This is a genomic window from Ochrobactrum sp. CGA5, from assembly GCF_006345815.1.
Taxonomy (GTDB): domain Bacteria; phylum Pseudomonadota; class Alphaproteobacteria; order Rhizobiales; family Rhizobiaceae; genus Brucella.
Genome location: NZ_VCIG01000043.1, coordinates 75,593 through 101,039, shown reverse-complemented (window position 1 = coordinate 101,039; position 25,447 = coordinate 75,593). Strand labels below are relative to the sequence as shown.

Below are 25,447 nucleotides of genomic sequence, written 5' to 3'. Positions count from 1 at the left end.
TCAGGATGAGGACAAGAGGTGAGAATGATCGGGGCGGGCTTACCTCCCTTCACGATACCACATGCCGCCAAAGACGAAGAGCAGCAGGCCAAGCGCCAGGAAGCCGGAGAACAGAGGCAGGCGGTTGACACTTTTCAACTGTGTATCTGCGGTTTCACGCAGGCCAATCCAGTCATTACCGCTGGCGTTACGGTTGCCGCTGATGGCGGTGATTGTAGGAACCCGGATCGAACTTCCGGCGCTTGCCCGCACCCGATGAACCGAGCCTCCGGTCGCGTCAGCGAGCGGCTTCAGGCGATCGGCCGTGGAGATGCTGTCTGCGAATTCCGGCGCATCAATCGGCCCCACATGGGCCAGTGCTTCCAGATCACTATTCTTCACCCGGAAGATGCCGATCTCATCCGTCTGCAATGAACCTTCAAACAGACCCGGCTTGCTTTGCGCAAGATTGACCTGCAATTCCTTGCCGGATGGAGTGGTGACGGTTGCAACACCCGGATTGTCGCCCATGGTCTGGCGGCGGATGGAAAGGATGCGGCCATTGCCGGAGGCGGTGAGCGCCTCTTCCTCCAGTTCGGGCTCCTGCATCAGCCAGTGGGCGATACGGCGATAGAGTGAAGCATAGGGGCCACCGCCCTCGAAGCCGCGTGCCCAAAGCCAGCCCTGATCGGAGAGGAACATGCCAACACGGCCTTTTCCGACGCGGTTGAGAACGAGCAACGGCTTGTTGTCCGCGCCGCTCATCACCGTTTCGCCCTGTGGCGCGGTGATGTCGATGGTGCGGAACCAGCGGCTCCAGTGTGGCGGCTCCTGATCGCTGCCGTCGAGACCACGCGTGACAGGGTGGCGTTTTCCAACAGTCGTGAGACGCGGATAGAACGCCTTTTCTGTCACTGCACCGGTGGGCATGGCGGGCAGGGCGCTATAAAGCGGCGTGCGGGCAATCGACATTTCGCCTGCATATTCCGGGCCTGCTGCCACCAGCAAGGCGCCGCCATTCTCCACATATTGCGCAATGTAATCATAATAGAGGAGCGGCAGCACATCGCGGTGCTGGTAACGGTCGAGAATGATGAGGTCGAACTCGTTGACCTTGTCTACGAAGAGTTCACGCGTCGGGAAAGCGATCAGCGACAATTCGTTGATCGGTGTACCATCCTGCTTTTCCGGCGGGCGCAAAATGGTGAAGTGAACGAGATCGACGGCAGCATCGGATTTCAGCAGGTTGCGCCATGTGCGTTCGCCGTTGTGTGGCTCACCGGAGACGAGCAGAACGCGCAGGTTCTCGCGAATGCCGTCTACGGTTGCGACAGCGCGATTGTTGGCGTCCGTTACTTCACCGGGAAGCACTGGCGTGGCGACTTCGACAATGTTCACACCGGCGCGAGGCAGGGTGATGGTTATGGGTGTTTCCCTGCCGACCTGCGCTTCTTCCGTGCTGACAGTTTTGCCATTGACGCGGATTTCGACCGGCGCCGGACTGCCGAGGCTTTTTCCTTCGTCGATCACTGTAAACGACATCTCGAGCGGCTTGCCGCTGATGCCATAGCGCGGCGCCTTGTTGAAACGGATACGGCGGTCGAATTCATCCGGTTTGCCTGTCACAAGCGCGTGCAGCGGCGCATCGAAGCCGAGCGCACTCTTGCTGGCGGGAATATCATGGACCTGACCGTCGGTAATCATGATCGCACCTGCAACGCGCGATGGCGGCACATCGAGAAGCGAACGCGCCAGCGGACCGAAAAGCCGGGTTGCATAACCGTCTTCGTTTTCGCCGGGCTTGCCTACTTCCACAATGCGGGTTTCAAACTGCGGCATGGTCGCAAGTTGATCCTGTACCGCTTTCAAGGTGGCATCCGTGTCGGTACGGCGGCCGCCTAGTTCCTGGCTCTGGCTGCGATCCACGATCACTGAGACCACGCTTTTCAGCGGTTCGCGTTCTTCATTGATGATAACAGGATTGAAAAGAGCAAGTGCAAGCGCTGCCGCAGCCAGAAAGCGGATCAGTCCGCCACGCATCCGCAATGCGATCGTGGCCAGAACCAGCAACACCAGCGGTAGGAGAATGGCGATCAGCCACGGTGTGGAGAGGAACGGTTCGAATTCGATATTCATTCTCACCTCCTACCGTCGTTCGCGTTCAAGATGAGGGGAAAACAAGACCGGGAATCGGAGATACTGTTGGAAAACATCACGCTAGTTCCCCAACCGCTCAATGAGGTCCTTGGCGTGGACCTGATCGGATTTGTAGTTGCCGGTCAGCATATACATCACGATGTTTACACCGCCACGGATGGCGTAGATGCGCTGCATCGGATCGTTCGGCACGGTCGGAAGCAGCGGATTGCCTTGTTCATCCACGGCCCATGCGCCTGCGAAATCATTGGCCGTGATCATGATCGGCGTCACGCCGTCGCCGGTGCGCACGGGACGCTCGTGGGGCGAAGCATTCGGGGTCGAGGCCTCGACCCAAAGTGGGCTTCCATCATAGCGCCCCGGAAAATCCGGCATTATGAAGAAGGATTTGGTCAGCACATGATCGTCAGGCACGGGTTCCAGCGGCGGAACGTTCATGCCGTCCAAAATGGCACGCAGACGCTGGTTGGCAGGGGAGGCGGATGGATCGAGGCTTGCTCCGGCCTGCAATTGGTCGCGCGTGTCGAAAAGCACAGTGCCGCCCTGCTGCATATAGGCATCGACCTTGGCAATTGCTTCCGGGCTCGGCATCGGTGCATCGGGGTCGATAGGCCAGTAAATCAGCGGATAAAAGGCCAGTTCGTCCTTTGCAGGATCAACACCGATAGGATCGCCCGGTTCGAGCGCTGTCTTGTCCATCAGCGCGAAGCTTAAGCCCCGCATTCCTGCCTTGCTAATGTCGTCGGTCTGGGCGTTTCCGGTGATGACATAGGCAAGATGCGTCTGCGAGACGGAATTGATGATCGCCTCGTCTCCCGGCTTGCTGTCGTCATGCACCTGTTCTGGAACTTTAGGTTGGGATTGTGCTTGCGCCTCGTCCAACCCGGAAGGAAGAAGATTGAAGGTGAGGGAAGCGGCCAGCAGAACAGCTATCCCCACTGTCTTGGCGCGCACTTTCATGCGGCGGCGGAAGGCGCCGCGCAGCCACAGCATCAAAAGCGTGTCAAGCGCGAGAAGCATCGTCGCAGCAGCGAAGAATGGCCCTGCCAGTGGAACCGACTGGTCCGATGTATAGGAGGCAGGCGTTATTCCGACGGACAGCGTTGGCTGGGCAATCGGTTGCAGCCTGATGTTTGCACCTTCGAAGATGTTGAGCGCTTTCAAGCCGTCCTCATTGCCATAGAAACCCGGTGGCGTGTTGATGCTGACGCTGGGCTGCTCGTTCTTTTCGACGATCAGCGGCTTTGCTTCGGATGTAGGCGGGGTCAGGGTGCCCGAAGCCGAAAGGAGCTGGTACGGAGGAAACGAGACTGAAGCCTGCTTTTCCTGCGCGCCGCTTCTCTGTGACAGCGAAACGATGCGGCGCAACATTTCCACGAATGAACCCGAAATGGGCAAGCTCGACCAGCTCGCGTCGGGAGAGATATGGAACAATACGATGTTGCCACGTCCACGCCGTTCGCCGGTCACAAGTGGTGTCCCGTCCTGTAGAACAGCGTAAGCCTTGTCGTTGAGGTCGAACGAAGGCTCGGCAAGAACCTGCCGGGTGATGGTCACATCGTCGGGGATGGCCAGACCGGCGAAAGGTCCATTCTCCGGGAAAATACGCAGCTTTTGCGGTTCTGACCAGGACAGCGTGCCCCCAAGCGCGCGTTCGCCCTTGCGCAATTTCACGGGCAGAAGCGGATCATTGTCGCTCGCGCCGGCGAGGCGTGGGCCTGCGAACCGCACCAGCGTACCGCCGTTCTCGATCCATTTGGCAAGCTGTTCGGTGACAGGCTGTGGCAGCGTGCCAATATCGGCCATGATGAGGATCGACGGCTTTGCATCCAGCACATCCGGCACGGATTCGAGAAGGTCGGCGGAGCGCGGTTCGATCAGATTGACATAAGGCGACAGGGCACGAGAAATATAGTGCAGCGGCGAGAGCAACGGCTGCGCCAGATCACCGTCGCCGCTGGCGATAAGTCCGACCGTGCGCCGTTCCGAGCCCGCATCGATCAGCCGTGTTGCACCTGCCTGTTCGATGCCATCCACGCGGATCACGCGGAAATCATTGCGAAGCTCCACCGGCAGGTTGAACCGTGCCGTACCTTCAGCACTTCCAAGCGCGAAGGAAAGCGGCGCTTCCGCGATGCGGCGCCCCTTGTCGTCATAGGCAGCGGCGGTCAGCGTGCGCGGAGCCGACACGCCTTCCGGGCGGATGGCAAACGCTTCCAGACTGTCAGCTTTGTTGTCTATGCCCGTCAGCGCGAAAGTACGGCTCAGGTCCGCGCCATACCAGAGAACCGAAGCGAGATGTCCCGACTTGTCGAGTTCTGCAAAGGTTTCCGCATCTTCTCGCGATGCCAGCCCATCGCTCATGAAGGCCAGCCGGACCTTTGCATCCGCAGGCAGGGCTGATGCCAGCCGTTCCATTGCCGACTTGCGGTCAACAGGTACGGGGCGTGGTTCCAGTGCCTGCAGGCGCTCGGCAGCGCGTTTGCCGTCATAGGGGCCGATTTCGGCATTGGCCGGTTCTGCCGAACCCATGATGTAGATTGGCGCGTCGCTGCCCTCGGCATCGGAGATGAGTTTCTCGGCGGCATTGACCCGCTGTTGCCAGTCCTCGGCGGAGGCCCAGCCATTATCGATGACGATAGCGAGCGGTTCATCGCCGGACAGTGCGACCGGACGCGGATTCCAGACGGGCGAGGCAAGCGCGAGAATGACGAGTGCGGCGATGAGCAGGCGCAGCAGCGTCATCCACCATGGGCTTTTTGAAGGGACTTCCTCGCGCTTGAAAACCTGTGCCAGAATGCGAAGCGGCGGAAAGGTTTCCTCCTGCGGACGCGGTGGCGTCAAGCGCAAAAGCCACCAGATGACCGGCAGGGCGATCAGTCCTGCGAGTATAAGTGGCGAACCGAAGGCGAAAGGCAGAAAATTCATGCGCCCGCACTCCCCGTTGTGCTGAGGGCATCATGCAGGCGTGCCAGCGCTTCTGCTGTCGGCCTGTCTGTTCGGTGGACCGTATAGCTCCAGCCAAGCCGCTTGCAGAAATCCGAAAGGGTTTCACGACGGGCCGTATAGAGGCGGCGATAGTCGTCCGCATAGGTTTCTGCGCGCCCGGCGACAAGCGTGGTGCCGGTTTCCGGATCGCGGAACTCGGTGCGGCCGAAATAGGGGAATGTTTCTTCCGCCGGATCGGCAACTTCCACAAGATGCGCGCGGACACCGCGCTGCGCCAGACGGTTAAGAAAATCGGTCAGTTCATTGAACGGATGCAGGAAATCCGATACGAGGACGACTTCGGAAAACCGGCGAATCTGGCCAATGTCTGGCAATGCTGCAACCGGTGTTTCGTGCATCAGCGCGCCCGCCAAACGTTCCGCGCCGTTGCGAGCAGAAAAAGGCTGGATCAGCGCCGGAAAGGCAATGCGTTCGCCGGAGCGCGAGAGAAGCTCGGCAAGGGCGAGCGTCAGTACAAGCGAACGCGCTTCCTTTGAAACGGGCGCGAGTTGCGAGCGATAGAGCATTGAAGGCGAGAGATCGCACCATAGCCAGACCGTATGGGCGGATTCCCATTCGCGGTCGCGGACATAGGTATGATCGTCGCGCGCGGAGCGCCGCCAGTCGATGCGGGCAAAGGATTCCCCGTCTACATAGGGCCGGAACTGCCAGAAATTTTCGCCGGGACCGCGTTTGCGCCGTCCGTGCCAGCCGTTCATGACGGTGTTGACTACGCGCTGTGCTTCAACCAGCAGATCGGGAATGGCCGCTGCCCGCGCACGGGCGCGAGCAAGTGTCTCCTTGCGATCTGCGGTGGAAACTTCTGCGCCAATGACCATCAGACAGCAGCCTTTACCAGATTTGCGATGACGTCACGAATATGCATGCCATCGGCGCGCGCAGCAAAATTGAGCGCCATGCGGTGCTGAAGGACTGGCTCGGCCAGCGCCTTCACGTCATCCACCGAAGGCGCGAGGCGGCCCTCATAGAGTGCGCGGGCGCGGGCGCACAGCATCAATGCCTGGCTGGCGCGCGGGCCTGGGCCCCAGGCAATATGTTTCTTCGCATGGTCGTTATCGGCGTCCGGGCGGGCAGAACGTACCAGCTTGAGGATTGCTTCCACGACGCTTTCGGACACCGGCATCCGTCGCACCAATGACTGCATTTCGATCAGCCGTTCGGCGTTGATGATCTCATAGGCCTTGGCTTCGGAAACGCCAGTTGTCTCCAGAAGAATGCGGCGCTCTGCATCCAGTTCTGGATAGAGAATGTCGATCTGCATGAGGAAGCGGTCGAGCTGGGCTTCCGGTAGCGGATAGGTGCCTTCCTGCTCCAGCGGGTTCTGGGTTGCCAGCACATGAAAAGGTGCAGGAAGATCGTAGCGCTGGCCGGCAACGGTCACATGATATTCCTGCATCGCCTGAAGCAATGCGGACTGGGTGCGCGGCGAAGCGCGGTTGATCTCGTCTGCCATCAGAAGCTGCGCGAAGATCGGGCCCTTGAGGTAACGGAACGAACGGCGTCCGTCAGCGTCCTGTTCCATCACTTCCGAACCGATGATGTCGGAGGGCATCAGGTCGGGCGTGAACTGGATACGCTGGCCGGAGAGCCCGAGCACGGTGCCCAACGTTTCGACCAGCTTGGTCTTGGCGAGGCCCGGTACGCCGACAAGCAATGCGTGTCCGCCAGCCAGAACGGCGACGAGTGCGCGCTCGATCACATTTTCCTGGCCGAAGATCACAGTCCCAACGCCTTCCTTGATGCGGGCAATGTCTGCGAGCGCCCGTTCGGCCTCCGCGACGATCTGTTCGGAGTTGGCGGTTTCAGGCGTGATGACGACACTCATGGGAACCTCGCAATGTGTGACCGCTCTGGCGGAACTGCCTCATAAATCGCATATAATACTGACAAGCCGTGAAAGGGTGACTATTTCATGGCTTTGGATCTATTTGCGCAGGAATAACCGAGTCGGATGATAAAAAGCACCCCTGAAGGCAAAGACGCGCTGCACGAATCCCTGTTGAATATGGGGCGTGATGTTGGAATGACCGGTGGACTGGAGGCACTGATCGCACGCGCCCATGCCGATGCACAAAGCGGACCGGCGACGAAAGAGCGCGGAATTCCACCGGTAGAGCGCTGGAATCCCGACTTTTGCGGCGACCTTGATATGGAGATCAAGGCGGATGGCACATGGTTCTACATGGGTACGCCGATTGGCCGCAAACAGCTTGTGCGGCTCTTCTCGACCGTGCTGCGCAAGGATGATGACGGTAAGACCTATCTCGTCACGCCGGTTGAAAAGGTTGGGATCCGTGTGGAAGATGCCCCTTTCATAGCGGTTGAAATGGAAGTCTCGGGCGCAGGCGAGGCGCAGGTGCTGACTTTCCGCACCAATGTGGGTGACGTGGTGACCGTCGATGCGCAGCATCCCTTGCGCTTCGTGATTGAGCAGTCAACTGGTGGTCTCAAGCCCTATGTGCTGGTTCGTGGAAGGCTGGAGGCGCTTATCGCACGTGCCGTCATGTATGATCTGGTGGCGCTGGGCGAGGAAATCGAAATCGACGGCGTGCCGACATTTGCCGTTCGCTCGGGTGGCGTGGTCTTTCCGATGATGGCGTATGACGCACTGGAGGCTGCTCTTCAATGAATGAATTCCCAGCCTTTTCAGCCGGTGATTTTGCCGAGCGGGTTCGGCAATGGCACCCGGACCACGATGCGGTAACAGGCGATCATTTGCTCAATCCCGATTTCACGCAGGCCATGGTGACCGCGAAGATGCGCGATGCGGCTGTACTGGTACCGGTTGTGGATCGTGGTTCGGAAGCCACGCTGCTCTTGACCCAACGTACTGATACTTTGCGCAAGCATTCCGGCCAGATTGCCTTTCCGGGCGGCGCGATCGACCCGGAGGATGGCACGGCAGAACGGGCGGCGCTTCGCGAGGCGAATGAGGAAATCGGGCTTGCGGCGGATCGCGCCGAGATTATCGGCAATCTGCCGCGTTATCTCACTGGCAGCGGTTTTTCGATCACGCCCATTCTGGCAGTGGTGCAAACTCCGTTTGACGTGTATCCAAACCCGGACGAGGTGGCCGATATTTTCGAGGTACCGCTTTCCTTCCTGATGAATCCGGCCAATCACCGCCGTGAAAGCAGGTTGTTCAACGGCAAGGAACGCTTCTATTACGCCATGCCCTATCACGAGCGATTCATCTGGGGGGCAACCGCCGGTATTATTCGCGGACTTTATGAAAGGCTCTACGTTTGAGCGAGAGTATGAATATTTCCGGCAAGGCAGATTGGCTGAAGGCAAAGCCGTTGCAAGCCCTGTTCAAGGCGCTGAACCGTGATGGCGGCGAGGCGCGCGTCGTGGGCGGCGCGGTGCGCAATACGCTGCTCGGCACCAAGGTGAGCGATGTTGATCTGGCGACGACGCACCTGCCGGAGGAAACCGTGCGGCTTGCTACGGAAGCCGGTTTCAAGCCGGTTCCGACCGGTATTGAGCATGGCACAGTCACCGTCGTCGTGCAGGGACATCCGTTTGAGGTCACGACACTGCGCCAGGATGTTGAAACCAATGGCCGCCATGCCAAAGTTGTATTCGGGACTGACTGGAAAGCTGATGCCGAACGGCGGGACTTCACTATCAATGCGCTTTATGTGACGGTCGATGGTACTGTTATCGATGATGTCGGCGGTCTTGGCGATATTGAAACCCGGACGCTGCGCTTCATTGGCGATGCGGAACAGCGGATTCGCGAGGATTACTTGCGCATCCTGCGCTTTTTCCGGTTTTTTGCCTGGTATGGTTCGGGACGGCCCGAGGGCGAGGGATTGCGGGCCAGCGCTCGGTTGAAGGACGGCCTCTCACAGCTTTCCGCCGAACGGGTGTGGTCGGAATTGAAGAAGCTCCTGTCCGCTCCCGATCCGTCGCGCGCACTCTTGTGGATGCGGCAGGCTGGCGTGCTGAACCTCATTCTGCCTGAAAGCGAGAAATGGGGTATCGACGCCATTCATGGGCTGGTGCGGACAGAGGCCGATCTCGGCTGGCAACCTGATCCGCTGCTGCGGCTTGAGAGCATCATTCCGCCCGACAGCGTGCGGATGGAAGAGATGGGCAAGCGCTTGAGAATGTCCAATGCGGAAAGGGCGCGGCTTGAAGCCTGGGCGCGGGCCGATGCGGTCAAGCCGGAGCTGTCAGAACAAGCGTTGAGAAAGACCCTCTATCGCGGCAGCAAGCAGGCTGTGCTTGACCGCATCCGTCTGGCCTATGCGGCAGCGCGGGCGGATGCTGCGGGCAGTGATGGTGCGATGATCCGCGCCGGTGGCTTCGCACGTCTTCTGGAATCTGCAGAGCATTACGATGCCCCTGTTTTTCCCGTCACAGGCAGTGATCTCCTGGCGTTGGGTTTGAAAAAAGGCCCTGGTCTCGGAGAGACCTTGCGGTCGCTTGAAACTTTCTGGATTGACTCCGGTTTTAGCCTTGACCGTAGCGCGCTTCTGGACAAACTTGAGCGTGGTTAGCGTGGTTAGCGTGGTTCGGTTCCGGGGTGCGGACCCTCACCGCTTTTTCTCCGGCATTTCCGAACACAGAACCGTGTTTCACTTTTATCGGAAATACCCTGAAAATGAATAGCCCATGGCTTGTTTGCAAATTTCAGCCGTAGTTTCATCGCTTTATAGCTGAAGCATGTTGCCCGAAAGGGGAACCGATTTTGGCGGGAAATACGCCCAAGACAGGCAATGAAAATTTCTAGCGCGCGTTTTGAAAGAACATAAGATGTCCAACCCAGATACATCGATACAAGACAAGGCAGCTACCGATCCGAAGCAGAAGTTTGGTACCGAAGGCATCGCCGCCATGGATCGGCCGAGCCGGATCACCCGTTTCTTCATGGGGATCGTATCCTGGGCCGAAGGTCTCAATCTGAAATATGCCAAGCTTGGCAATCCGCCGGTCTATGACAACGCGACCTTCCCTTGGGCTGCTGAGATCGAGAAGGAATGGCCGGCGATCCGCAAGGAGCTGGACAAGATTCTTCTGCGCCAGAGCGAGTTGCCTTCCTTTCAGGATATTTCCACCGATGTGAAGACGATCTCGACCGATAATCGCTGGAAGACGTTCTTCCTGCTCGGTTTCGGTGTGAAGTCGGAGCAGAACATCAAAGCCTGTCCAGAAACCTGGCGTATCGTCAACAAGATTCCTGGCCTCACGACAGCGATGTTCTCTATCTTCGAGCCGGGCAAGCATCTACCACCGCATCGTGGGCCTTATAATGGCGTTTTGCGCCTGCATCTCGGCCTCATCGTGCCGGAGCCCAACGACCAGCTAGCCATTCGCGTGGACAAACAAGTCTGTCATTGGCAGGAAGGCAAGGTGCTGATTTTCGACGATGCCTATGAGCATGAAGCATGGAACCACACTGACAAGACGCGGGTCGTACTGTTTGTCGATTTCGTCAAGCCCTTGAAGTTCCCGGCACGGTTCATCAACTGGTGCCTCATGAATCTCGCCATCTTCACGCCTTTCATCAAGGAAGGCCTCGATAACCACAATGAGTGGGAAAAGAAATTCTACGCGGAGGCGGAAAAGCTTCGCAACCAGCCGAAAACCTGAACGATTTGACACTGGTACGTCGTGTTTGTAAATGAGCAGGAGGGCTTATCGCCCTCCCGTTTTGTGTTCTTGCCGCGCTGCTTTTAAGGGGCGAGAATCTCATGAAGAGGAATTGTTGATGCTGGAGATTGTAGGAGGCCTTTGATCGTTCCGAACTAGCTGCACAATATGGAAGGCGCCGAGAGCGTCTCATAGTGCAGTGTTCAGGAGCGGAAACGGCATTGGCCGTGGATGGTTCGCCATCCGCGAGAGCTGGTGCTTGTCATGGTTTCCATCCAGGCATGAACAACAATGAATATCTCACGCATGGAACAGCGCGTCTTGCACGTGCTGGCGCAGGGCGGCTACATCCGCCATCTGCGCGAAGACGGACGTATCTGCGGAATCGAATGCTTTACCCGTGAAGGCTATCTGCTTTCTGATTGCACGATGGCAGTTTTCCAGCAATTACGCCGCAAGAGACTGATCGAATCCCGAATGGGCAGCCCTTATCGCATCTCGTTCAAAGGGCGCGAAAATGTTCGCGCTCAGCTCAACAACCGGTGAAGGAGAGCGTCATGCATATTCGCAAGGAGATGTCTGAAGACGCCGATGCAATCCGTCAGGTGACGGACGAGGCATTCCGTACCGTGGCTTATAGCAACCAGAAGGAAGGGGAGATCGTCGATGCGCTTCGTGCTGCAAAGGCGCTCACCTTGTCACTGGTTGCTGAAGACAAAGGCGAAGTTCTGGGGCACGTCGCCTTCTCACCGGTTCTGATTGGCGGCGAGGACAAGGGTTGGTATGGGCTAGGCCCGCTCTCGGTTCGTCCTGACCGGCAAGGTGAGGGGATCGGCGGAATGCTTATCCGCGAGGGCCTTGCTATTCTGCGGCAGGAAGGCGCCAAAGGCTGCGTCCTTCTCGGTAATCCCGGCTATTATGTGCGCTTCGGCTTCAAGGCCGAAGCGCGGTTGAAGCTGCCCGGTGTGCCCGCGGAATATTTCCAATGTCTGGCCTTCGGGCCAGACATGCCGGAAGGCGATGTCGCCTATCATGCGGCATTTGATTCATAATACAAAGGGCCGGTTTCCCGGCCCTTTTCATGACTGTCACGGCCACTTCACCACGGGCGGCATGGAAGACAGGATGGAATTCACATTGCCACCGGTCTTGAGGCCGAAGATCGTGCCGCGATCATAAAGCAGGTTGAATTCGACATAACGGCCGCGGCGGATGAGCTGTTCGTTGCGGTCCGCATCGGTCCAGTCCTTGTTGAAGTTCTGGCGCACCAGATGTGGATAGACGACCGAAAAGCCACGCCCCACATCGCGCGTATAGGCAAAATCCGCGTCCCATCCGCCTTTTTCTTCGGGCGAATGCAGCCAGTCATAGAAGATTCCGCCGGTGCCGCGCGGCTCATTGCGATGTGGCAGGAAGAAATATTCGTCGCACCAGTCCTTCACGCGCTGATAGTCGACAATATCCTTGTGTTTGTCGCAGATGAAACGGAAGGCTTTGTGGAAGGCAAGTGTGTCTGGATCGTCCTGTATGCGGCGTCGGTCAAGCACAGGCGTCAGGTCTGCGCCGCCGCCGAACCACTGGCGCGTGGTTACGACCATGCGCGTGTTCATGTGAACGGCTGGCACGTTCGGGTTCTGCGGATGGGCAATCAGCGAAATACCGCTCGCCCAATAGCGCGGATCTTCCTCAGCACCGGGAATCTGCTTACGGAACTCCGGCGAGAACTCGCCATAGACTGTCGAGACATGCACGCCGACCTTTTCGAAGACACGGCCATGCATGATGGACATGACGCCGCCACCGCCGCGCCCTTCATCCTTCTGCCATGGCGTGCGCACAAAACGTCCGGGTTCACGATCCGAAAGCGGGCCCTGTAATTCATCTTCAAGTTGTTCGTAGCTTGCGCAGATGCGGTCACGCAGTTCCTCGAACCAGCTCTGTGCTGCCTGCTTCTTCTCTTCTATGTCTGTGGGGATGATTGCTGGAATTTCGTCGCGTTGCATTGTTTGTTTCCTTCCAGCGCGGTTTGCCGGATCGCTCGGCGGTATCTCGAAGCCAAGGGTAAATGGATGAACGAATGTTTCTTGGCTTATCAAAGTCCGCCGCTGGGGCAAAGCACGAAGCATGCGATCGCCGCGCAGTATAGACCCTCTCCCCAAGAAAAGACTCGTCTTTGTCAGCCTGTTCCCCTATCTTTCTCTACTCAGGGTTTGGAGGCAAACGCATGACAACAGCACCGCCCCGTCCGCCGCTCGAAGGCTTGCGTAAGCAGCTGCAGAAGAGTCGCACCCAGAAAGGCTTGAAGCAAAGCCGTATGCCGCGCGACGGTTTTGTTCGCGAGACATTCACCCTGCCGAGGCCGGAGGCCCGCGAAAAAGCACGCGAATGGTTCGAGACTTTTCCGAAAGCTGCCTACTGGACTGAAATCGAAAGCTGGTGCGAACGCCCTGACGATGTGATTGAGTTCACCATGCGCCGGCTGGCCACTGCGGATTGAGCAATGCTTTAATCGTGACGGTCAAAGCCTTGAAATAGGATTCAGATTAGAGATTGAAGAAAGGCGCCCAGTGGGCGCCTTCCATGTTTGAATTGTTATTCCATTACGGGCTTAGTGGGCCGCGGTCTGCGGTGCCTTTTCCCATGCATTCCAGTTCTGAATGATGCTGTCTGCGTAGGCCTTGCCGACGCGATAGGCGTTGGTCGTCGCGAGCGGGAAACCGCCGGAATTTGCGGCAAGCGATTCAGCCGCGGTCTGGTCCTTGCTCTGACGGTCGAAGTTCGAGGCGGTGCGCAGCAAGGCGATGCGGTTGAAATCGAGCTTGCCAGCTTCGGAACCACGTTTCAGTGCGGTCAACGTAGCATTGTCTTCCATTTGCGAAGTGCAGTAGTCGGCCTTGCCATCGGTTACAAGTTTGGCCCATTCGGCCATGGCCTCGCCGAGCTTCGCACCATGCCAGTAGGTATCGCCCGAAGCCGTATCGCAGATCGTGACCTTTGGAGCGCCAGTCGCAGCGTCTTCAGTGTAGTGCTTGCGATATTCCTTGGCTGCGTCGCTATCGAGAAGCTCTACGTTCTTGGTCGTTGCCAGTGCATAATCAGCAAGCTTGCTGTTGAGTTCAAAGACTTCCGTGCCAGCAGCCCATTTCGGTTTTTCATCGGGCTTTGCCGCGCCGAGGCCGAAAAAGTCCGTGTGCCAGCCTTCCGGTGCTTCACGAATGTCGATGCGGTGGTTCAGATTGGCATCGATGGAATATTTTGCCCAATGCGCCGATCCCAGCGTGCCGTGCTTGGGATCAACACCGGCGATGCCGGCGATCAGGAAATAGGTGTGGCTGAGATCGAACTTGTCGCTCAACGCCAAAGCCGCCGTCGCGCTCGCGGCATTGGCGAAACCCATGGCCGTCGTCATATGGCAAAGGCCTTCGGCCGTGCAGTCGATCTCTGGATACTCGGGGCTCAGGCCCGGCAGGTTGATCTTCTGCGTGAATTTTTCGCCTTCAAGCCATGGCTTGGCTTCTTCGCCAAACATGGTGATGACCATCACCTTGGGCGCGATGGGGGAAGCCTGTTTGGCAAAGGCCGGAGCGCTCGCCAGCAGGGAAGCGGCAGAGGCAGCGAGAGCGATGGTGCGAACGGACAGGTTCATGGATGAAGCGAGCCTTTCAGACCGGATGGGGAGGGATGCCTTGCGAAGCCGGCCCCTTCGCAAGGCGTAATCTTGGATAGTTTATTCCTGCTGGAGGGAATCGCGTCTTTCCCTCCGCTGTCGCAGAGCTTCGCCCGCCGTCATCGCGACCGAAACCGCAAGATTTAGCGATCTCGCACCGGGCATCATCGGGATCAGAAGTCGTGCATCAGCGGAATCGTGAACAGCGTCGGGGACGCCGGACGACTCACGCCCGAAAAGCAGAATGTCATTTTCCTGAAACTGATAATCCGTGTAGGGGATCGCGGCCTTGGTGGACAGCAAAACGATGCGGCGTCCGGCTTGCTGTCGCCAGTCTGCGAAGTGGCGCCAATCCGCATGGCGGGTGAGGGCGGCCTGCTCCAGATAGTCCATTCCGGCGCGCTTGAGGGAGCGGTCGGAAACGTCGAATCCGGCAGGCTCGATGAGGTCGACCGCGAAGCCGAGGCAGGCGGCCATACGCAGGATCGTTCCCGTGTTGCCGGGAATGTCCGGCTGGTAAAGTGCGACGCGCAGTTCCATATGAAGCGGGTAACGCGAAATGCTTATCGCCGCAAGCGCCGAAGGCGGCAATAACCGGAACATCAACAGCTCCGGTGTTGTTATTTCTACGGAATGCATCTGTAGAAATATTCTTGTTTTGTTCCTCTTCCGTCTTGGCAAGTCTCCCGGGACCACCTAAAAGGTGCACCATGTTTAGATGGTTTGAAAAACGACTCGAAGCCTATCCCGAAGAGCCGCCGCGCGAACCCCCGCGCGGACTCGTAGCCTTTTGCCTTTATTATACACGCGGTGCCTGGCCGTGGATCATCGGCATGGCGATTTTCACAACGCTCATCGCCGTGATCGAAGTTTCGCTTTTTGCCTTCATGGGCAACATTGTCGATTGGCTTTCACACCAGTCGCGTGAGACTTTCCTCAGCAATGAAGGCTGGCGGCTCGCCCTGATTGCGGGCGTCGTCCTGATTGGTCTGCCGGGCGTGGTGCTGATCCATTCGCTGCTGATCCATCAGACATTGCTCGGCAATTATCCAATGCGTGTGCGCTGGCTGATGCACCGTTATCTGATCCGCCAGTCGATGGCATTCTTCCAGGACGAATTTGCCGGACGTATCTCCACCAAACTGATGCAGACTGCTCTCGCTGTTCGTGAAACGGTGATGAAGCTTCTGGATGTGCTGAACTATGTCATCGTCTATTTCGCGGGTACTCTGTTCATTGCAGCGTCTGCAGATCTTGTTCTGATGATCCCGTTTGCCGTTTGGTTACTCGTTTACATCGTTTTGTTGCGTGTCTTCATTCCGCGCCTGCGCACGATTTCGGAACAGCAGGCCGATGCGCGTTCGTCGATGACCGGACGTATTGTCGACAGTTACACCAATATCGCCACCGTAAAGCTATTCTCGCATTCCAGCCGGGAAGAATCATATGTGAAGGAAAGCCTTGATGGTTTCCTCGGCACTGTGCATCGACAGATGCGTCTGGTGACGATGTTCCATTTCACGCTCTATATGGCGAACTGCATCCTGTTGTTTGCTGTGGGCGCAATCGGCATCCAGCTTTGGATGAACCAAGCGATCTCCGTGGGAGCTGTTGCCGTTGGCATCGGTCTGGTGCTGCGGCTCAACGGCATGTCGCAGTGGATCATGTGGGAAATGTCTGCGTTGTTCGAGAATATCGGCACGGTGGAAGATGGCATCACGACGATTGCGCGCTCGCATGAGGTTGTGGACGTTCCCAATGCGCCGGCATTGCAGGTGACCAAAGGCAAGCTCGATTTCGACAGGATCGGCTTCCATTATGGCAAGGGCAAAGGCGTCATCGAGGACCTTACGCTCCACATCCGGCCTGGCCAGAAAGTTGGTCTCGTCGGACGTTCCGGTGCTGGCAAATCCACGCTGGTCAATCTGCTGTTGCGCTTCTACGATCTGGAGAAGGGCCGCATTCTGATCGATGGGCAGGACATTTCTGAGGTCACGCAGGATTCGCTTCGCGCCAATATCGGCATGGTGACACAAGATACGTCGCTGCTGCACCGTTCGGTCCGCGAGAACATCATGTATGGGCGACCGGATGCGACAGAAGAAATGTTGCAGCAGGCAATCCGGCTTGCGCAGGCCGACCAGTTCATTCCGCTTCTGACCGACCCGAAGGGGCGGCAGGGGCTGGATGCGCATGTCGGCGAACGCGGGGTCAAGCTTTCGGGCGGGCAGCGCCAGCGCATTGCCATTGCACGTGTGATGCTCAAGGATGCGCCGATTCTCATTCTGGACGAGGCCACCTCGGCGCTCGATTCGGAAGTCGAGGCGGCCATTCAGGACAGCCTCAACACGTTGATGGAAGGCAAGACCGTGATCGCCATCGCGCACCGCCTTTCCACCATTGCAGCACTGGATCGCCTCGTGGTTATGGACAAGGGGCGTATCGTGGAAGACGGCACGCATGAGGAGCTTGTGGCGCTCGGCGGCATTTATGCAAGTCTGTGGGCCCGACAGTCCGGCGGCTTCCTCGGCTTCGATGACAGTTCAGAGGATGCTCTGGTAGAGTAGGGGTGGAAGAATGCTGCTGGTGGCCCCTTCGGGCGTTGGGTTTGCCCTTCCTTCCGTGAACCAGTCCGGCAGCGTTCCTTTCGACGAGCCGGGTGCCGCTGGTTGATGCTCCCGGTTCCGATTCGGTGGTTCGGATGCCATTCAGGAAATCTGAAACGGCCTCATGAAAGGGATGTGATAGCTGTCCGTGGCGCTATCAGTGCAGGGCTTTGGGTCCACCAGTCCGTGGTTTCAAATGGCGAAGCGGCGAAAGTTGAAGGCTTTGCGCTGCCTTTGGTCTGTTATCGCTTTGCCATGCATTCCCTGAATTGAGTAGGCAAATCCGCCTGCGACATCGTGCCGTCATAAGGGCTTGGTGTCTGGACAAGCGATTTTTACACGCATAAACCGGATAGTGAAATGGAGGGAATTTCGTCCTGTGAGCACTTGCAGGACTACTTTTGCGCAAGTGCAAAAGAGGACGAGGGGAGAGTTCAATTGAACATGCAGGTTGAAAAGGAATTGGCACGTGAGCGCACACGACACGGCTGAGCCGACACGGCGTGATTTTTTGTATATTGCGACGGGAATGGCCGGTGTCGTCGGAGTTGGCGGACTGGCCTGGCCGTTTATCGACCAGATGCGTCCGGACGCTTCGACACTCGCGGCTGCGTCCATCGAGGTTGATGTTTCGTCCTTGACGGAAGGAGCATCATTGACTGTTAAATGGCGTGGTAAGCCGGTTTTCATCCGTAACCGCTCCGCCAAGGAAGTTGAGGATGCCAAGACAACTGCTCTTGGTGATCTCAAGGATCCGATCGCGCGCAATGCCAACCTTGCTTCGGACGCGCAGGCGACCGATCTCGCCCGCTCGGCAGGCGAAGGCAAGGAAAACTGGCTGGTGATGATCGGTGTATGTACCCATCTGGGTTGCGTGCCGCTTGGTGAATCCGGTTCTTTCGGTGGCTGGTTCTGCCCATGCCATGGCTCGACCTATGACACTGCCGGGCGTATTCGCAGTGGCCCGGCGCCGGAAAACATGCACATCCCGCAATATGCATTCACTTCCGATACGGTCATCAGGATCGGCTAACAGGTCTTGGGGAGAGAAGACATGAGTGGTGGACACTCCACATACACGCCGAAGACCGGCATCGAAAAATGGGTGGACGAACGGCTTCCCTTGCCGCGTCTCGTCTATGATTCTTTCGTGGCCTATCCGACGCCGCGTAACCTGAACTACATGTACACCTTCGGTGGCATTCTGAGCTTCATGCTCATTTCGCAGATCGTTACCGGCATTGTGCTGGCAATGCATTATGCTGCTGATACGGGGATTGCTTTCAATTCCGTCGAAAAGATCATGCGTGACGTCAACTCCGGTTGGTTGCTGCGCTACATGCACTCAAACGGTGCATCCTTCTTCTTTATCGCCGTCTATCTCCATATCGCCCGCGGCCTTTATTACGGTTCCTACAAGGCGCCGCGCGAGCTTTTATGGATTCTGGGCGTGGTGATCTTCCTTCTCATGATGGCAACCGCTTTCATGGGCTACGTGCTGCCATGGGGGCAGATGTCCTTCTGGGGTGCCACGGTTATCACGGGCTTCTTCACGGCTTTCCCGATCATCGGCGAGCCGATCCAGCAATTGCTGCTGGGTGGTTTTGCGGTTGACAATCCGACGCTCAACCGCTTCTTCTCGCTGCACTATCTGCTGCCGTTCATGATCGCGGGTGTCGTCATCCTGCACGTCTGGGCGCTGCATGTGACGGGTCAGACCAATCCGACAGGCATTGAAGTCAAGTCCAAGACCGATACGCTGCCGTTCACGCCTTATGCGACCATCAAGGACGCTTTCGGCGCGCTCGTCTTCTTCGTGTTCTTTGCCTACTTCATCTTCTATATGCCGAACTTCCTCGGCCATCCGGATAACTATATTCCGGCCGATTCCCTCAAGACGCCTGCCCACATTGTTCCTGAATGGTACTTCCTGCCGTTCTACGCGATGTTGCGCGCCATCACCTTCAATATCGGTCCGATCGATTCGAAGCTCGGCGGCGTGCTGACCATGTTCGGTTCGATCGCGATCCTCTTCGTCGTACCTTGGCTCGATACATCGAAGGTTCGTTCGGCTGTCTATCGTCCGTGGTTCAAGCTGTTCTTCTGGCTGTTTGTGATCAACGCCATCTTCCTCGGCTGGTTGGGTTCGCGTCCTGCGGAAGGTTCCTACGTCTTCATGGCGCAGCTGGGTACGCTCTACTACTTTGCATTCTTCATCATCATCATGCCGGTTATCGGCCTGATCGAAACGCCGAAGCGTTTGCCGAACTCGATCACCGAGGCGGTTCTGGAGAAGAGCGGTAAGGCCGAGATTGCCCCAGTGGAAATCCCTGTTGAAACTCGGGGCTGAACCAGCGAGAGAGATGAAGGACGTCACAATGAAAAACATCCTCAAGAATTTCGCTGCCTTCGGCATTGCTCCGCTGGTTGCGCTTGGTATTGCCTTCGCCGGTTCGGTGGGCCTTGCCTCGGCTGAGGAAGGCGGTAATGCCGCGGAACCCGCACATTTTCCGATCCACCATCCCAAGCAGGAAAAGTGGAGCTTTGCTGGTCCGTTCGGAACCTATGACAAGGGCCAGCTTCAGCGTGGCCTGAAGGTCTACAAGGAAGTCTGCTCGGCGTGTCACTCGATGAATCTGGTGGCCTTCCGTACGCTGGAAGACCTCGGTTACTCGCCGGAACAGGTCAAGGCATTTGCCGCTGAATATGAAGTGCAGGACGGCCCGAATGCGGATGGCGAAATGTTCACCCGCAAGGCGCTTCCGACAGATCACTTTCCGGCGCCATTCCCGAACGCAGCCGCAGCTGCAGCCGCGAACAACGGGGCAGCTCCTCCGGACTTCTCGCTGATCGCGAAGGCCCGCGGCGTCGAACGGGGCTTTCCGACATTCATCTTCGATATATTCACGCAGTATAACGAGGCTGGCCCGGATTACATCCATTCCCTGCTGACCGGTTACGACGAACAGCCACCAGCGGGTATGCATATTGCCGAAGGCACGCACTACAATCCATACTTCATCGCTGGCAAGTCGCTGGCCATGGCAAAGCCGCTGAGCGACGATCAAGTCACCTATGACGACGGCTCGCCGCAGACGGTGGATCAGTATGCACGTGACGTTTCGGCTTTCCTGATGTGGGCTGCAGAACCGCATCTGGAAGAGCGCAAGCGAACCGGTTTCCGTGTTCTGGTATTCCTGATCCTCTTTGCCGGGCTGGTTTACGTTGCCAAGCGTTCCATCTGGTCGGATGTCAAACACTGACAACGGATCATTATGAATTTGCGAATGGGCGCCGTAGGCGCCCATTTTTATTTGCGGTGCGGAGGAGGGGTAATCCTTGCGGCTGCCACACTTAAGCCATGAAAGTGACGGCGCGTCGCCGTAATGTTTCTGGCGAAGATGGGCAGTTTCTTTTGCAATTTGCTCGTTTGAGGGTGTAAAGGAGCTTTGCCCCAACTTTGCCTTGATTAATCTGACCGGCCTTCAGGCCGCCTGAAAGGATGGAAAATGGAATCCGGATTTAAAGCCAGCTTGAAGGATGCGATCCGCACCATTCCGGATTATCCGAAGCCCGGCGTCCAGTTCCGTGACGTGACGACGCTTATGGGCGATGCACAGGCATTCCGTCGTGCCGTCGATGAGCTGGTCTATCCCTATGCAGGCAACAAGGTCGACAAGGTAGCCGGTATAGAAGCACGCGGCTTCATTCTGGGCGGCGCAATTGCACATCAGCTTTCGGCAGGCTTTGTGCCGATCCGCAAGAAGGGCAAACTGCCGCGCGATACGGTGCGCATCGCCTACAGCCTTGAATACGGCATTGATGAAATGGAAATGCACCGCGATGCGATTGAAAAGGGCGAGCGGATCATTCTGGTGGACGATCTGATCGCTACAGGCGGAACGGCGGAAGCGGCGGCGAAACTTCTGCTTCAGATGGGTGCGGACATTGTCGCTGCCTGTTTCATCATCGATCTGCCCGATCTCGGCGGGCGCAAGAAGCTCGAAGCGCTCGGGGTCCCGGTGCGGACTCTCGTGGCCTTTGAAGGCGACTAAGACAGATATCATAAGGGATATTGATTGTGGCTTTGTCGTTTGGACTTCTGGTTTTTCCCTCCATTCAGCAACTCGATCTGACAGGACCTTATGAAGTTTTTTCGTCGGCAGAAGGGGCTGACGTTCACCTGATCTGGAAGGATCGCAATCCGGTCACGTCCTCATCGGGGCTCACCTTCATACCGACGGCGACTTTTGATGATTGTCCGCAACTTGACGTGATCTGTATTCCTGGCGGCGGGGTGAACCCGCTGCTGACGGATGACGTTGTGCTGGATTTCGTCAGGCAGCAAGCGCAGCGCGCGCGGTATGTAACCTCTGTCTGCACAGGCGCATTGGTTCTCGGCGCAGCCGGACTGCTTAAGGGGCGAAGGACGACAACGCATTGGAATGCCATGGATTTTCTAGAGCACTTTGGGGCGATAGCAACCGAGGCGCGCGTTGTTCGAGACGGAAATGTCATTACCGCCGGTGGTGTAACGTCCGGTATAGATTTTGGTTTGTCTATCCTCGAAGAGCTATTCGGACAAACAGAAGCGGAAACTGTTCAATTGACGCTCGAATACGCTCCCTCACCACCGTTCAAGTCAGGGACGCCCAACGAAGCTCGCGCGGAGGTTTTGGAGCGGGGCCGTGAACGTCTCGCCGCATCCAGAGCGGCGAGGGAGGCAATTTTTTCGGGCTGGAAGCGAGACTGATTACCGTTCTGGCAGTTTCACCATCGCGGCATTGTCGAAGGACAGCACCTCTTCGCCATTCTGGTTATGGGCGCTTGTCGTCATGGTCAGCATGGACCAACCGGGACGGGAAGCGAGTGGCCTGATGGCATGGACCCGGCGCCGGTAGGTGATCGTATCCCCGGCATAAACGGGCTTCGCCCATTTGAGGTTTTCAAAGCCCGGCGAGGGTCCAAATGTCGGCGGTGTTTCGCCGCGTTTCAAAGCTTCCTTCGTCGCCTGCACGATGGAAGCGACATTGAGCTTCATGAACACTGCCGTGGTGTGCCAGCCGGAAGCGCATAGCCCACCGAAGACGCTCTTCTTTGCTGCGTCGGCATCCAGATGGAACGGCTGCGGATCATACTTTCGAGCGAAATTGACGATTTCCTCGGCAGTAAACGTATAGCTGCCGATGACCAGGTTCTGTCCGAGATTTTCTTCCAGGAAACTCATGACGCTCCTCCCGCTGTCGCCTCGCAATAGCGGCGCAGCATCATGCACGGATGTTGCATTTCGCAAACGCTTTCGCCGCGCTGATTGAACAGCTCATGATGGAACGTTACCAGCCCGATTGCCGGGCGCGATTTTGAAATGCGCTTGTCCTTGATCGTTGTCACGCCATTCAGCGTATCGCCCGCGAGCACGGGGCGCTTCCAGCGCGTGAATTCGACGCCGGGACCACCTTGTGAAGTCGAGTTTGTGAGGTAGGCATCGCAGACCATGCGCATGATGAGAGATGCAGTTTGCCAGCCTGAGGCGGCCAGCCCGCCCAGCACGCTTGCCTTGCCTGCTTCCTCGTCAAGATGGAATGGCTGCGGATCGAACTCGCTGGCAAATTCGATGATTTCTTCCTTGCTGATCGTACGAGGACCGAAGGGAAGGGTCATTCCCGGTTCCATATCCTCATAAGCATATTTTGGCAAAGGCTTGCTCACCCTCGATCTCCTCCAAAGACACAAAAAGAAAAGGCCGCCGGTTTTGGGCGGCCTGATCGTATCAGGTATTGAAACGGAACAGCATCACATCGCCGTCATGGACGATGTATTCCTTGCCTTCGTCCCTGGCCTTGCCAGCTTCCTTCGCTCCGACTTCGCCATTGTATTTGACGTAGTCTTCATAGGCGATGGTCTGGGCGCGGATAAAGCCGCGCTCGAAATCGGTGTGGATGACACCGGCTGCACCCGGAGCCTTGGTGCCGCGCTTGATGGTCCAGGCGCGGGTTTCCTTCGGTCCGGCAGTGAAATAGGTGATGAGGTCGAGAAGCTTGTAACCGGCACGGATCAGACGGTCGAGACCCGGTTCTTCAAGGTCCATGCTTTCCAGATATTCCTTGGCTTCCTCATCGGGGAGCTGTGCCACTTCCGCTTCGATTGCAGCGGAGATGATGACCGTCTGGGCACCTTGTTCCTGGGCCATCTTGTCGACGGCCGCGCTGTATTCGTTGCCGTTGGCGGCATCGCTTTCTGCGACGTTGCAGACATAGAGAACCGGCTTGGACGTAAGAAGGTTCAGGCCCTTCAGCGTCAGAAGGTCTTCCGGCGAAATGTCCGCCAGCATCAGACGGACAGGCTGGCCATTCTGGAGCAGCTCCAGCGCCTTTTCCATCACCGGCAGAATGGTGAGGGCCTCCTTGTCTTTGCCCGTCGCGCGCTTGCGGATCTGAACGATGCGGCGCTCGATGCTTTCGAGGTCCGACAGCATCAGCTCGGTTTCGACCGTCTGGGCGTCTGATACGGGATCGATGCGGCCTTCGACATGGGTGATATCGTCGTCCTCGAAGCAGCGCAGTACATGCACAATGGCGTCGACTTCGCGAATATTGGCGAGGAATTGGTTGCCAAGACCTTCGCCCTTCGATGCGCCGCGGACGAGACCAGCAATGTCAACGAAGTTGATGCGGGTCGGGATGATTTCTTTCGAACCTGCGATTTTGGCAATCTCGCTCTGGCGCGGATCAGGAACCGCCACTTCGCCCGTGTTCGGCTCGATGGTGCAGAACGGATAGTTCGCGGCCTGTGCTGCGGCCGTTTTGGTCAGCGCGTTGAAAAGCGTCGACTTGCCAACATTTGGCAGACCGACGATGCCGCATTTGAAACCCATGATCGTACCTGTCAGACTAGAATGGAATTACCGTCGCTATGCGACATTGAGGTGTGAAGCGTCAAGAGGCGGCAAGCAGGCGTGTGGTGCTTAGTCTTTTTTGCCCAGCAGCTTTTTCAGCATCTCGGCCATAGGACCGCTTTCAGGAATGTTCGGTTTTTTCTGGTTCTGCCGGGCCTGACGGATATGGCTTTGTGCCTTGGGCGGCGCCTTTTCCATCTGTGCAGGGTCAGCCTTGAATCCGCTTGGCCGCTGATTGCCGTCGCCCATGGCCAGCGCAACGCGATTCATGAAACTGTTGTCCTCGCCCTTGGCGAGCATCGCGGCATTGTCGGCGACAGCGCCCAGAAGCGTGTCCAGCCATTCATTGTCGGCCTTGGCGAAATCGCCGAGGACGTAATTATGCACGAGTTCCTTCGCACCTGGATGGCCGATGCCAAGACGCATACGACGATAATTCAGGCCGCCGGGGAAGGACTGCAAATGCGCGTCGATGGATTTGATGCCGTTATGTCCGCCTGAGCCGCCGCCGGTCTTGATGCGCAGCTTGCCCGGAACAAGGTCCAATTCGTCATAGATCACGACGAGATCGGCAGGTGCCAGCTTGTAGAAGCGCATGGCCTCGCCGATAGACTGTCCCGAGAGGTTCATGAAAGTCTGTGGTTTGACCAGCAGAACCTTTTCACCATCAATCACACCGTCGGCGATTTCGGCCTGAAACTTCTTCTGCCAGTTGGAAAAGCGATGGCGGCGGAATATTTCATCCGCCGCCATGAAACCGATATTGTGCCGGTTATGCGCATATTTGGGGCCCGGATTGCCAAGACCTGCGATGAGCAGCATGGTTCAGAGCCCCCAAAATGCGGCAAGCGATTATTCGCCGTCCTTGGCTTCTTCTGCAGCGCCTTCTGCGTTTTCTTCCGACTTCAGGCCGGCAGGAGCAGCAATGGTGGCGATGGTGAAGTCGCGATCCTGAATGGCGGGCGTTGCGCCCTTTGGCAGCTTAACGGCCGAAATGTGAACCGAGTCGCCGATCTCAAGACCGGTCAGGTCAATTTCAAGCGCTTCCGGGATTGCATTGGCCGGAACGATAAGTTCAACGTCGTGACGAACGATGTTGAGAACGCCACCGCGCTTGATGCCCGGAGCTGCTTCTTCGTTTTTGAAGTGAACCGGAACATTTACGTGGACGACCGACTTCGCGGAAACGCGCAGGAAGTCGACATGCTGCGGGAAGTCACGGACCGGATCCAGCTGGTAGTCCTTCGGGAGGACCTGAATCTTCTTGCCGTCCACTTCGATCGTGGCAACAGTGGTCTTAAAGCCACCGCCATGAATCTTGTAGAAGATCTCCTTGTAGGAGACAGCGATTGCGAGGGGTTCCTGCTTGTCGCCATAGATGACTGCAGGAATCTGGCCGTTGCGACGCAGTTCGCGGGAGGACCCCTTACCAACCCGGGTACGCAGATCGGCCTTGAGCACGTAAGTCTCGCTCATGGCATTTCCTTTCGATGTTACTGGAGTGTCGCCCGCTGTATAATCTGCGCATGATCTTGT

Annotated in this window: 25 protein-coding genes; 13 read left to right on the top strand and 12 right to left on the bottom strand. The window is 57.4% G+C overall.

Annotated features, from left to right (window positions below):
* Positions 1-39 precede the first annotated feature (39 nt).
* The 4 genes from FJQ48_RS21040 to FJQ48_RS21025 form a co-directional block, all read right to left on the bottom strand.
* Positions 40-2,115, bottom strand: coding sequence for a glutamine amidotransferase (locus tag FJQ48_RS21040; protein WP_139976870.1), 2,076 nt, complete (start codon positions 2,113-2,115; stop codon positions 40-42).
* 81 nt (positions 2,116-2,196) lie between these two features.
* The gene (locus tag FJQ48_RS21035) at positions 2,197-5,064 is read right to left on the bottom strand and encodes a DUF4159 domain-containing protein (RefSeq protein WP_139976869.1); all 2,868 of its coding nucleotides are present in this window, start codon (positions 5,062-5,064) and stop codon (positions 2,197-2,199) included.
* The gene (locus tag FJQ48_RS21030) at positions 5,061-5,963 is read right to left on the bottom strand and encodes a DUF58 domain-containing protein (RefSeq protein ID WP_139976868.1); all 903 of its coding nucleotides are present in this window, start codon (positions 5,961-5,963) and stop codon (positions 5,061-5,063) included. Before FJQ48_RS21030 ends, FJQ48_RS21035 begins: the two co-directional genes overlap by 4 nt.
* Positions 5,963-6,970 (bottom strand): MoxR family ATPase, encoded by a 1,008-nt coding sequence (locus FJQ48_RS21025; protein ID WP_139976867.1) that lies wholly within the window; start codon positions 6,968-6,970, stop codon positions 5,963-5,965. Before FJQ48_RS21025 ends, FJQ48_RS21030 begins: the two co-directional genes overlap by 1 nt.
* A gap of 126 nt (positions 6,971-7,096) precedes the next feature.
* Between FJQ48_RS21025 and FJQ48_RS21020 the strand changes: the two genes are divergently transcribed.
* The 6 genes from FJQ48_RS21020 to FJQ48_RS20995 all read left to right on the top strand — a co-directional run bounded on the left by FJQ48_RS21020 (position 7,097) and on the right by FJQ48_RS20995 (position 11,795).
* A complete protein-coding gene (locus FJQ48_RS21020; protein WP_139976866.1) occupies positions 7,097-7,774 on the top strand; it encodes a DUF1285 domain-containing protein in 678 nt (225 codons plus the stop codon).
* Positions 7,771-8,394 carry a CoA pyrophosphatase gene (locus FJQ48_RS21015; RefSeq protein WP_139976865.1) on the top strand — a complete coding sequence of 208 codons (624 nt, stop codon included), beginning with the start codon at positions 7,771-7,773 and terminating at the stop codon, positions 8,392-8,394. Before FJQ48_RS21020 ends, FJQ48_RS21015 begins: the two co-directional genes overlap by 4 nt.
* Positions 8,391-9,650 carry a CCA tRNA nucleotidyltransferase gene (locus FJQ48_RS21010; protein ID WP_180350274.1) on the top strand — a complete coding sequence of 420 codons (1,260 nt, stop codon included), beginning with the start codon at positions 8,391-8,393 and terminating at the stop codon, positions 9,648-9,650. The genes FJQ48_RS21015 and FJQ48_RS21010 overlap by 4 nt, the downstream gene beginning before the upstream one ends.
* A 256-nt stretch (positions 9,651-9,906) precedes the next feature.
* A complete protein-coding gene (locus tag FJQ48_RS21005; protein ID WP_139976863.1) occupies positions 9,907-10,743 on the top strand; it encodes an aspartyl/asparaginyl beta-hydroxylase domain-containing protein in 837 nt (278 codons plus the stop codon).
* A gap of 291 nt (positions 10,744-11,034) precedes the next feature.
* Positions 11,035-11,289: a YjhX family toxin gene (locus FJQ48_RS21000; protein WP_139976862.1), complete on the top strand. Its 255-nt coding sequence runs from the start codon at positions 11,035-11,037 to the stop codon at positions 11,287-11,289.
* Positions 11,290-11,300: 11 nt separating this feature from the next.
* Positions 11,301-11,795, top strand: a complete 495-nt coding sequence (locus FJQ48_RS20995) for an N-acetyltransferase (protein ID WP_139976861.1) — start codon at positions 11,301-11,303, stop codon at positions 11,793-11,795.
* 36 nt (positions 11,796-11,831) lie between these two features.
* On the opposite strand, the gene hemF is transcribed toward FJQ48_RS20995, so the two are convergent.
* Positions 11,832-12,746, bottom strand: coding sequence for an oxygen-dependent coproporphyrinogen oxidase (hemF, locus tag FJQ48_RS20990; protein ID WP_139976860.1), 915 nt, complete (start codon positions 12,744-12,746; stop codon positions 11,832-11,834).
* A 221-nt stretch (positions 12,747-12,967) separates the two neighbouring features.
* Between hemF and FJQ48_RS20985 the strand changes: the two genes are divergently transcribed.
* Positions 12,968-13,240, top strand: coding sequence for a hypothetical protein (locus tag FJQ48_RS20985; protein WP_139976859.1), 273 nt, complete (start codon positions 12,968-12,970; stop codon positions 13,238-13,240).
* A 111-nt stretch (positions 13,241-13,351) separates the two neighbouring features.
* Here FJQ48_RS20985 and FJQ48_RS20980 read toward each other — a convergent pair whose 3' ends face one another.
* Together FJQ48_RS20980 and FJQ48_RS20975 are read right to left on the bottom strand one after the other, a co-directional pair.
* The gene (locus FJQ48_RS20980; protein ID WP_139976858.1) at positions 13,352-14,389 is read right to left on the bottom strand and encodes a purine nucleoside permease; all 1,038 of its coding nucleotides are present in this window, start codon (positions 14,387-14,389) and stop codon (positions 13,352-13,354) included.
* 81 nt (positions 14,390-14,470) lie between these two features.
* Positions 14,471-14,950: a tRNA (cytidine(34)-2'-O)-methyltransferase gene (locus FJQ48_RS20975; protein ID WP_139977077.1), complete on the bottom strand. Its 480-nt coding sequence runs from the start codon at positions 14,948-14,950 to the stop codon at positions 14,471-14,473.
* A 170-nt stretch (positions 14,951-15,120) separates the two neighbouring features.
* On the opposite strand from FJQ48_RS20975, the gene FJQ48_RS20970 reads away from it, so the two are divergent.
* The 6 genes from FJQ48_RS20970 to FJQ48_RS20945 all read left to right on the top strand — a co-directional run bounded on the left by FJQ48_RS20970 (position 15,121) and on the right by FJQ48_RS20945 (position 21,769).
* Entirely contained in the window at positions 15,121-16,977 is a 1,857-nt protein-coding gene (locus FJQ48_RS20970) for an ABC transporter ATP-binding protein (RefSeq protein WP_139976857.1), read from the top strand.
* A gap of 508 nt (positions 16,978-17,485) precedes the next feature.
* On the top strand, positions 17,486-18,049 hold the full coding sequence (gene petA, locus FJQ48_RS20965; RefSeq protein ID WP_061345909.1) for a ubiquinol-cytochrome c reductase iron-sulfur subunit: 564 nt from the start codon (positions 17,486-17,488) through the stop codon (positions 18,047-18,049).
* Between the two features lie 21 nt (positions 18,050-18,070).
* Positions 18,071-19,366: a cytochrome b N-terminal domain-containing protein gene (locus FJQ48_RS20960; protein WP_139976856.1), complete on the top strand. Its 1,296-nt coding sequence runs from the start codon at positions 18,071-18,073 to the stop codon at positions 19,364-19,366.
* A 28-nt stretch (positions 19,367-19,394) separates the two neighbouring features.
* Positions 19,395-20,279: a cytochrome c1 gene (locus tag FJQ48_RS20955; protein WP_180350273.1), complete on the top strand. Its 885-nt coding sequence runs from the start codon at positions 19,395-19,397 to the stop codon at positions 20,277-20,279.
* Between the two features lie 246 nt (positions 20,280-20,525).
* Positions 20,526-21,071: an adenine phosphoribosyltransferase gene (locus tag FJQ48_RS20950; protein ID WP_139976855.1), complete on the top strand. Its 546-nt coding sequence runs from the start codon at positions 20,526-20,528 to the stop codon at positions 21,069-21,071.
* 26 nt (positions 21,072-21,097) lie between these two features.
* A complete protein-coding gene (locus FJQ48_RS20945) occupies positions 21,098-21,769 on the top strand; it encodes a DJ-1/PfpI family protein (protein WP_139976854.1) in 672 nt (223 codons plus the stop codon).
* Here FJQ48_RS20945 and FJQ48_RS20940 read toward each other — a convergent pair whose 3' ends face one another.
* From FJQ48_RS20940 to FJQ48_RS20920, 5 genes are all read right to left on the bottom strand, one after another.
* Positions 21,770-22,243 (bottom strand): MaoC family dehydratase, encoded by a 474-nt coding sequence (locus FJQ48_RS20940; RefSeq protein WP_139976853.1) that lies wholly within the window; start codon positions 22,241-22,243, stop codon positions 21,770-21,772.
* Entirely contained in the window at positions 22,240-22,725 is a 486-nt protein-coding gene (locus FJQ48_RS20935; protein ID WP_139976852.1) for a MaoC family dehydratase, read from the bottom strand. Before FJQ48_RS20935 ends, FJQ48_RS20940 begins: the two co-directional genes overlap by 4 nt.
* A 61-nt stretch (positions 22,726-22,786) precedes the next feature.
* Positions 22,787-23,890: a redox-regulated ATPase YchF gene (gene ychF / locus FJQ48_RS20930; protein ID WP_139976851.1), complete on the bottom strand. Its 1,104-nt coding sequence runs from the start codon at positions 23,888-23,890 to the stop codon at positions 22,787-22,789.
* Between the two features lie 90 nt (positions 23,891-23,980).
* Positions 23,981-24,733: an aminoacyl-tRNA hydrolase gene (gene pth / locus FJQ48_RS20925; protein ID WP_139976850.1), complete on the bottom strand. Its 753-nt coding sequence runs from the start codon at positions 24,731-24,733 to the stop codon at positions 23,981-23,983.
* 30 nt (positions 24,734-24,763) lie between these two features.
* Positions 24,764-25,387 carry a 50S ribosomal protein L25/general stress protein Ctc gene (locus FJQ48_RS20920; protein WP_139976849.1) on the bottom strand — a complete coding sequence of 208 codons (624 nt, stop codon included), beginning with the start codon at positions 25,385-25,387 and terminating at the stop codon, positions 24,764-24,766.
* Between the last annotated feature and the right edge of the window lie 60 nt (positions 25,388-25,447).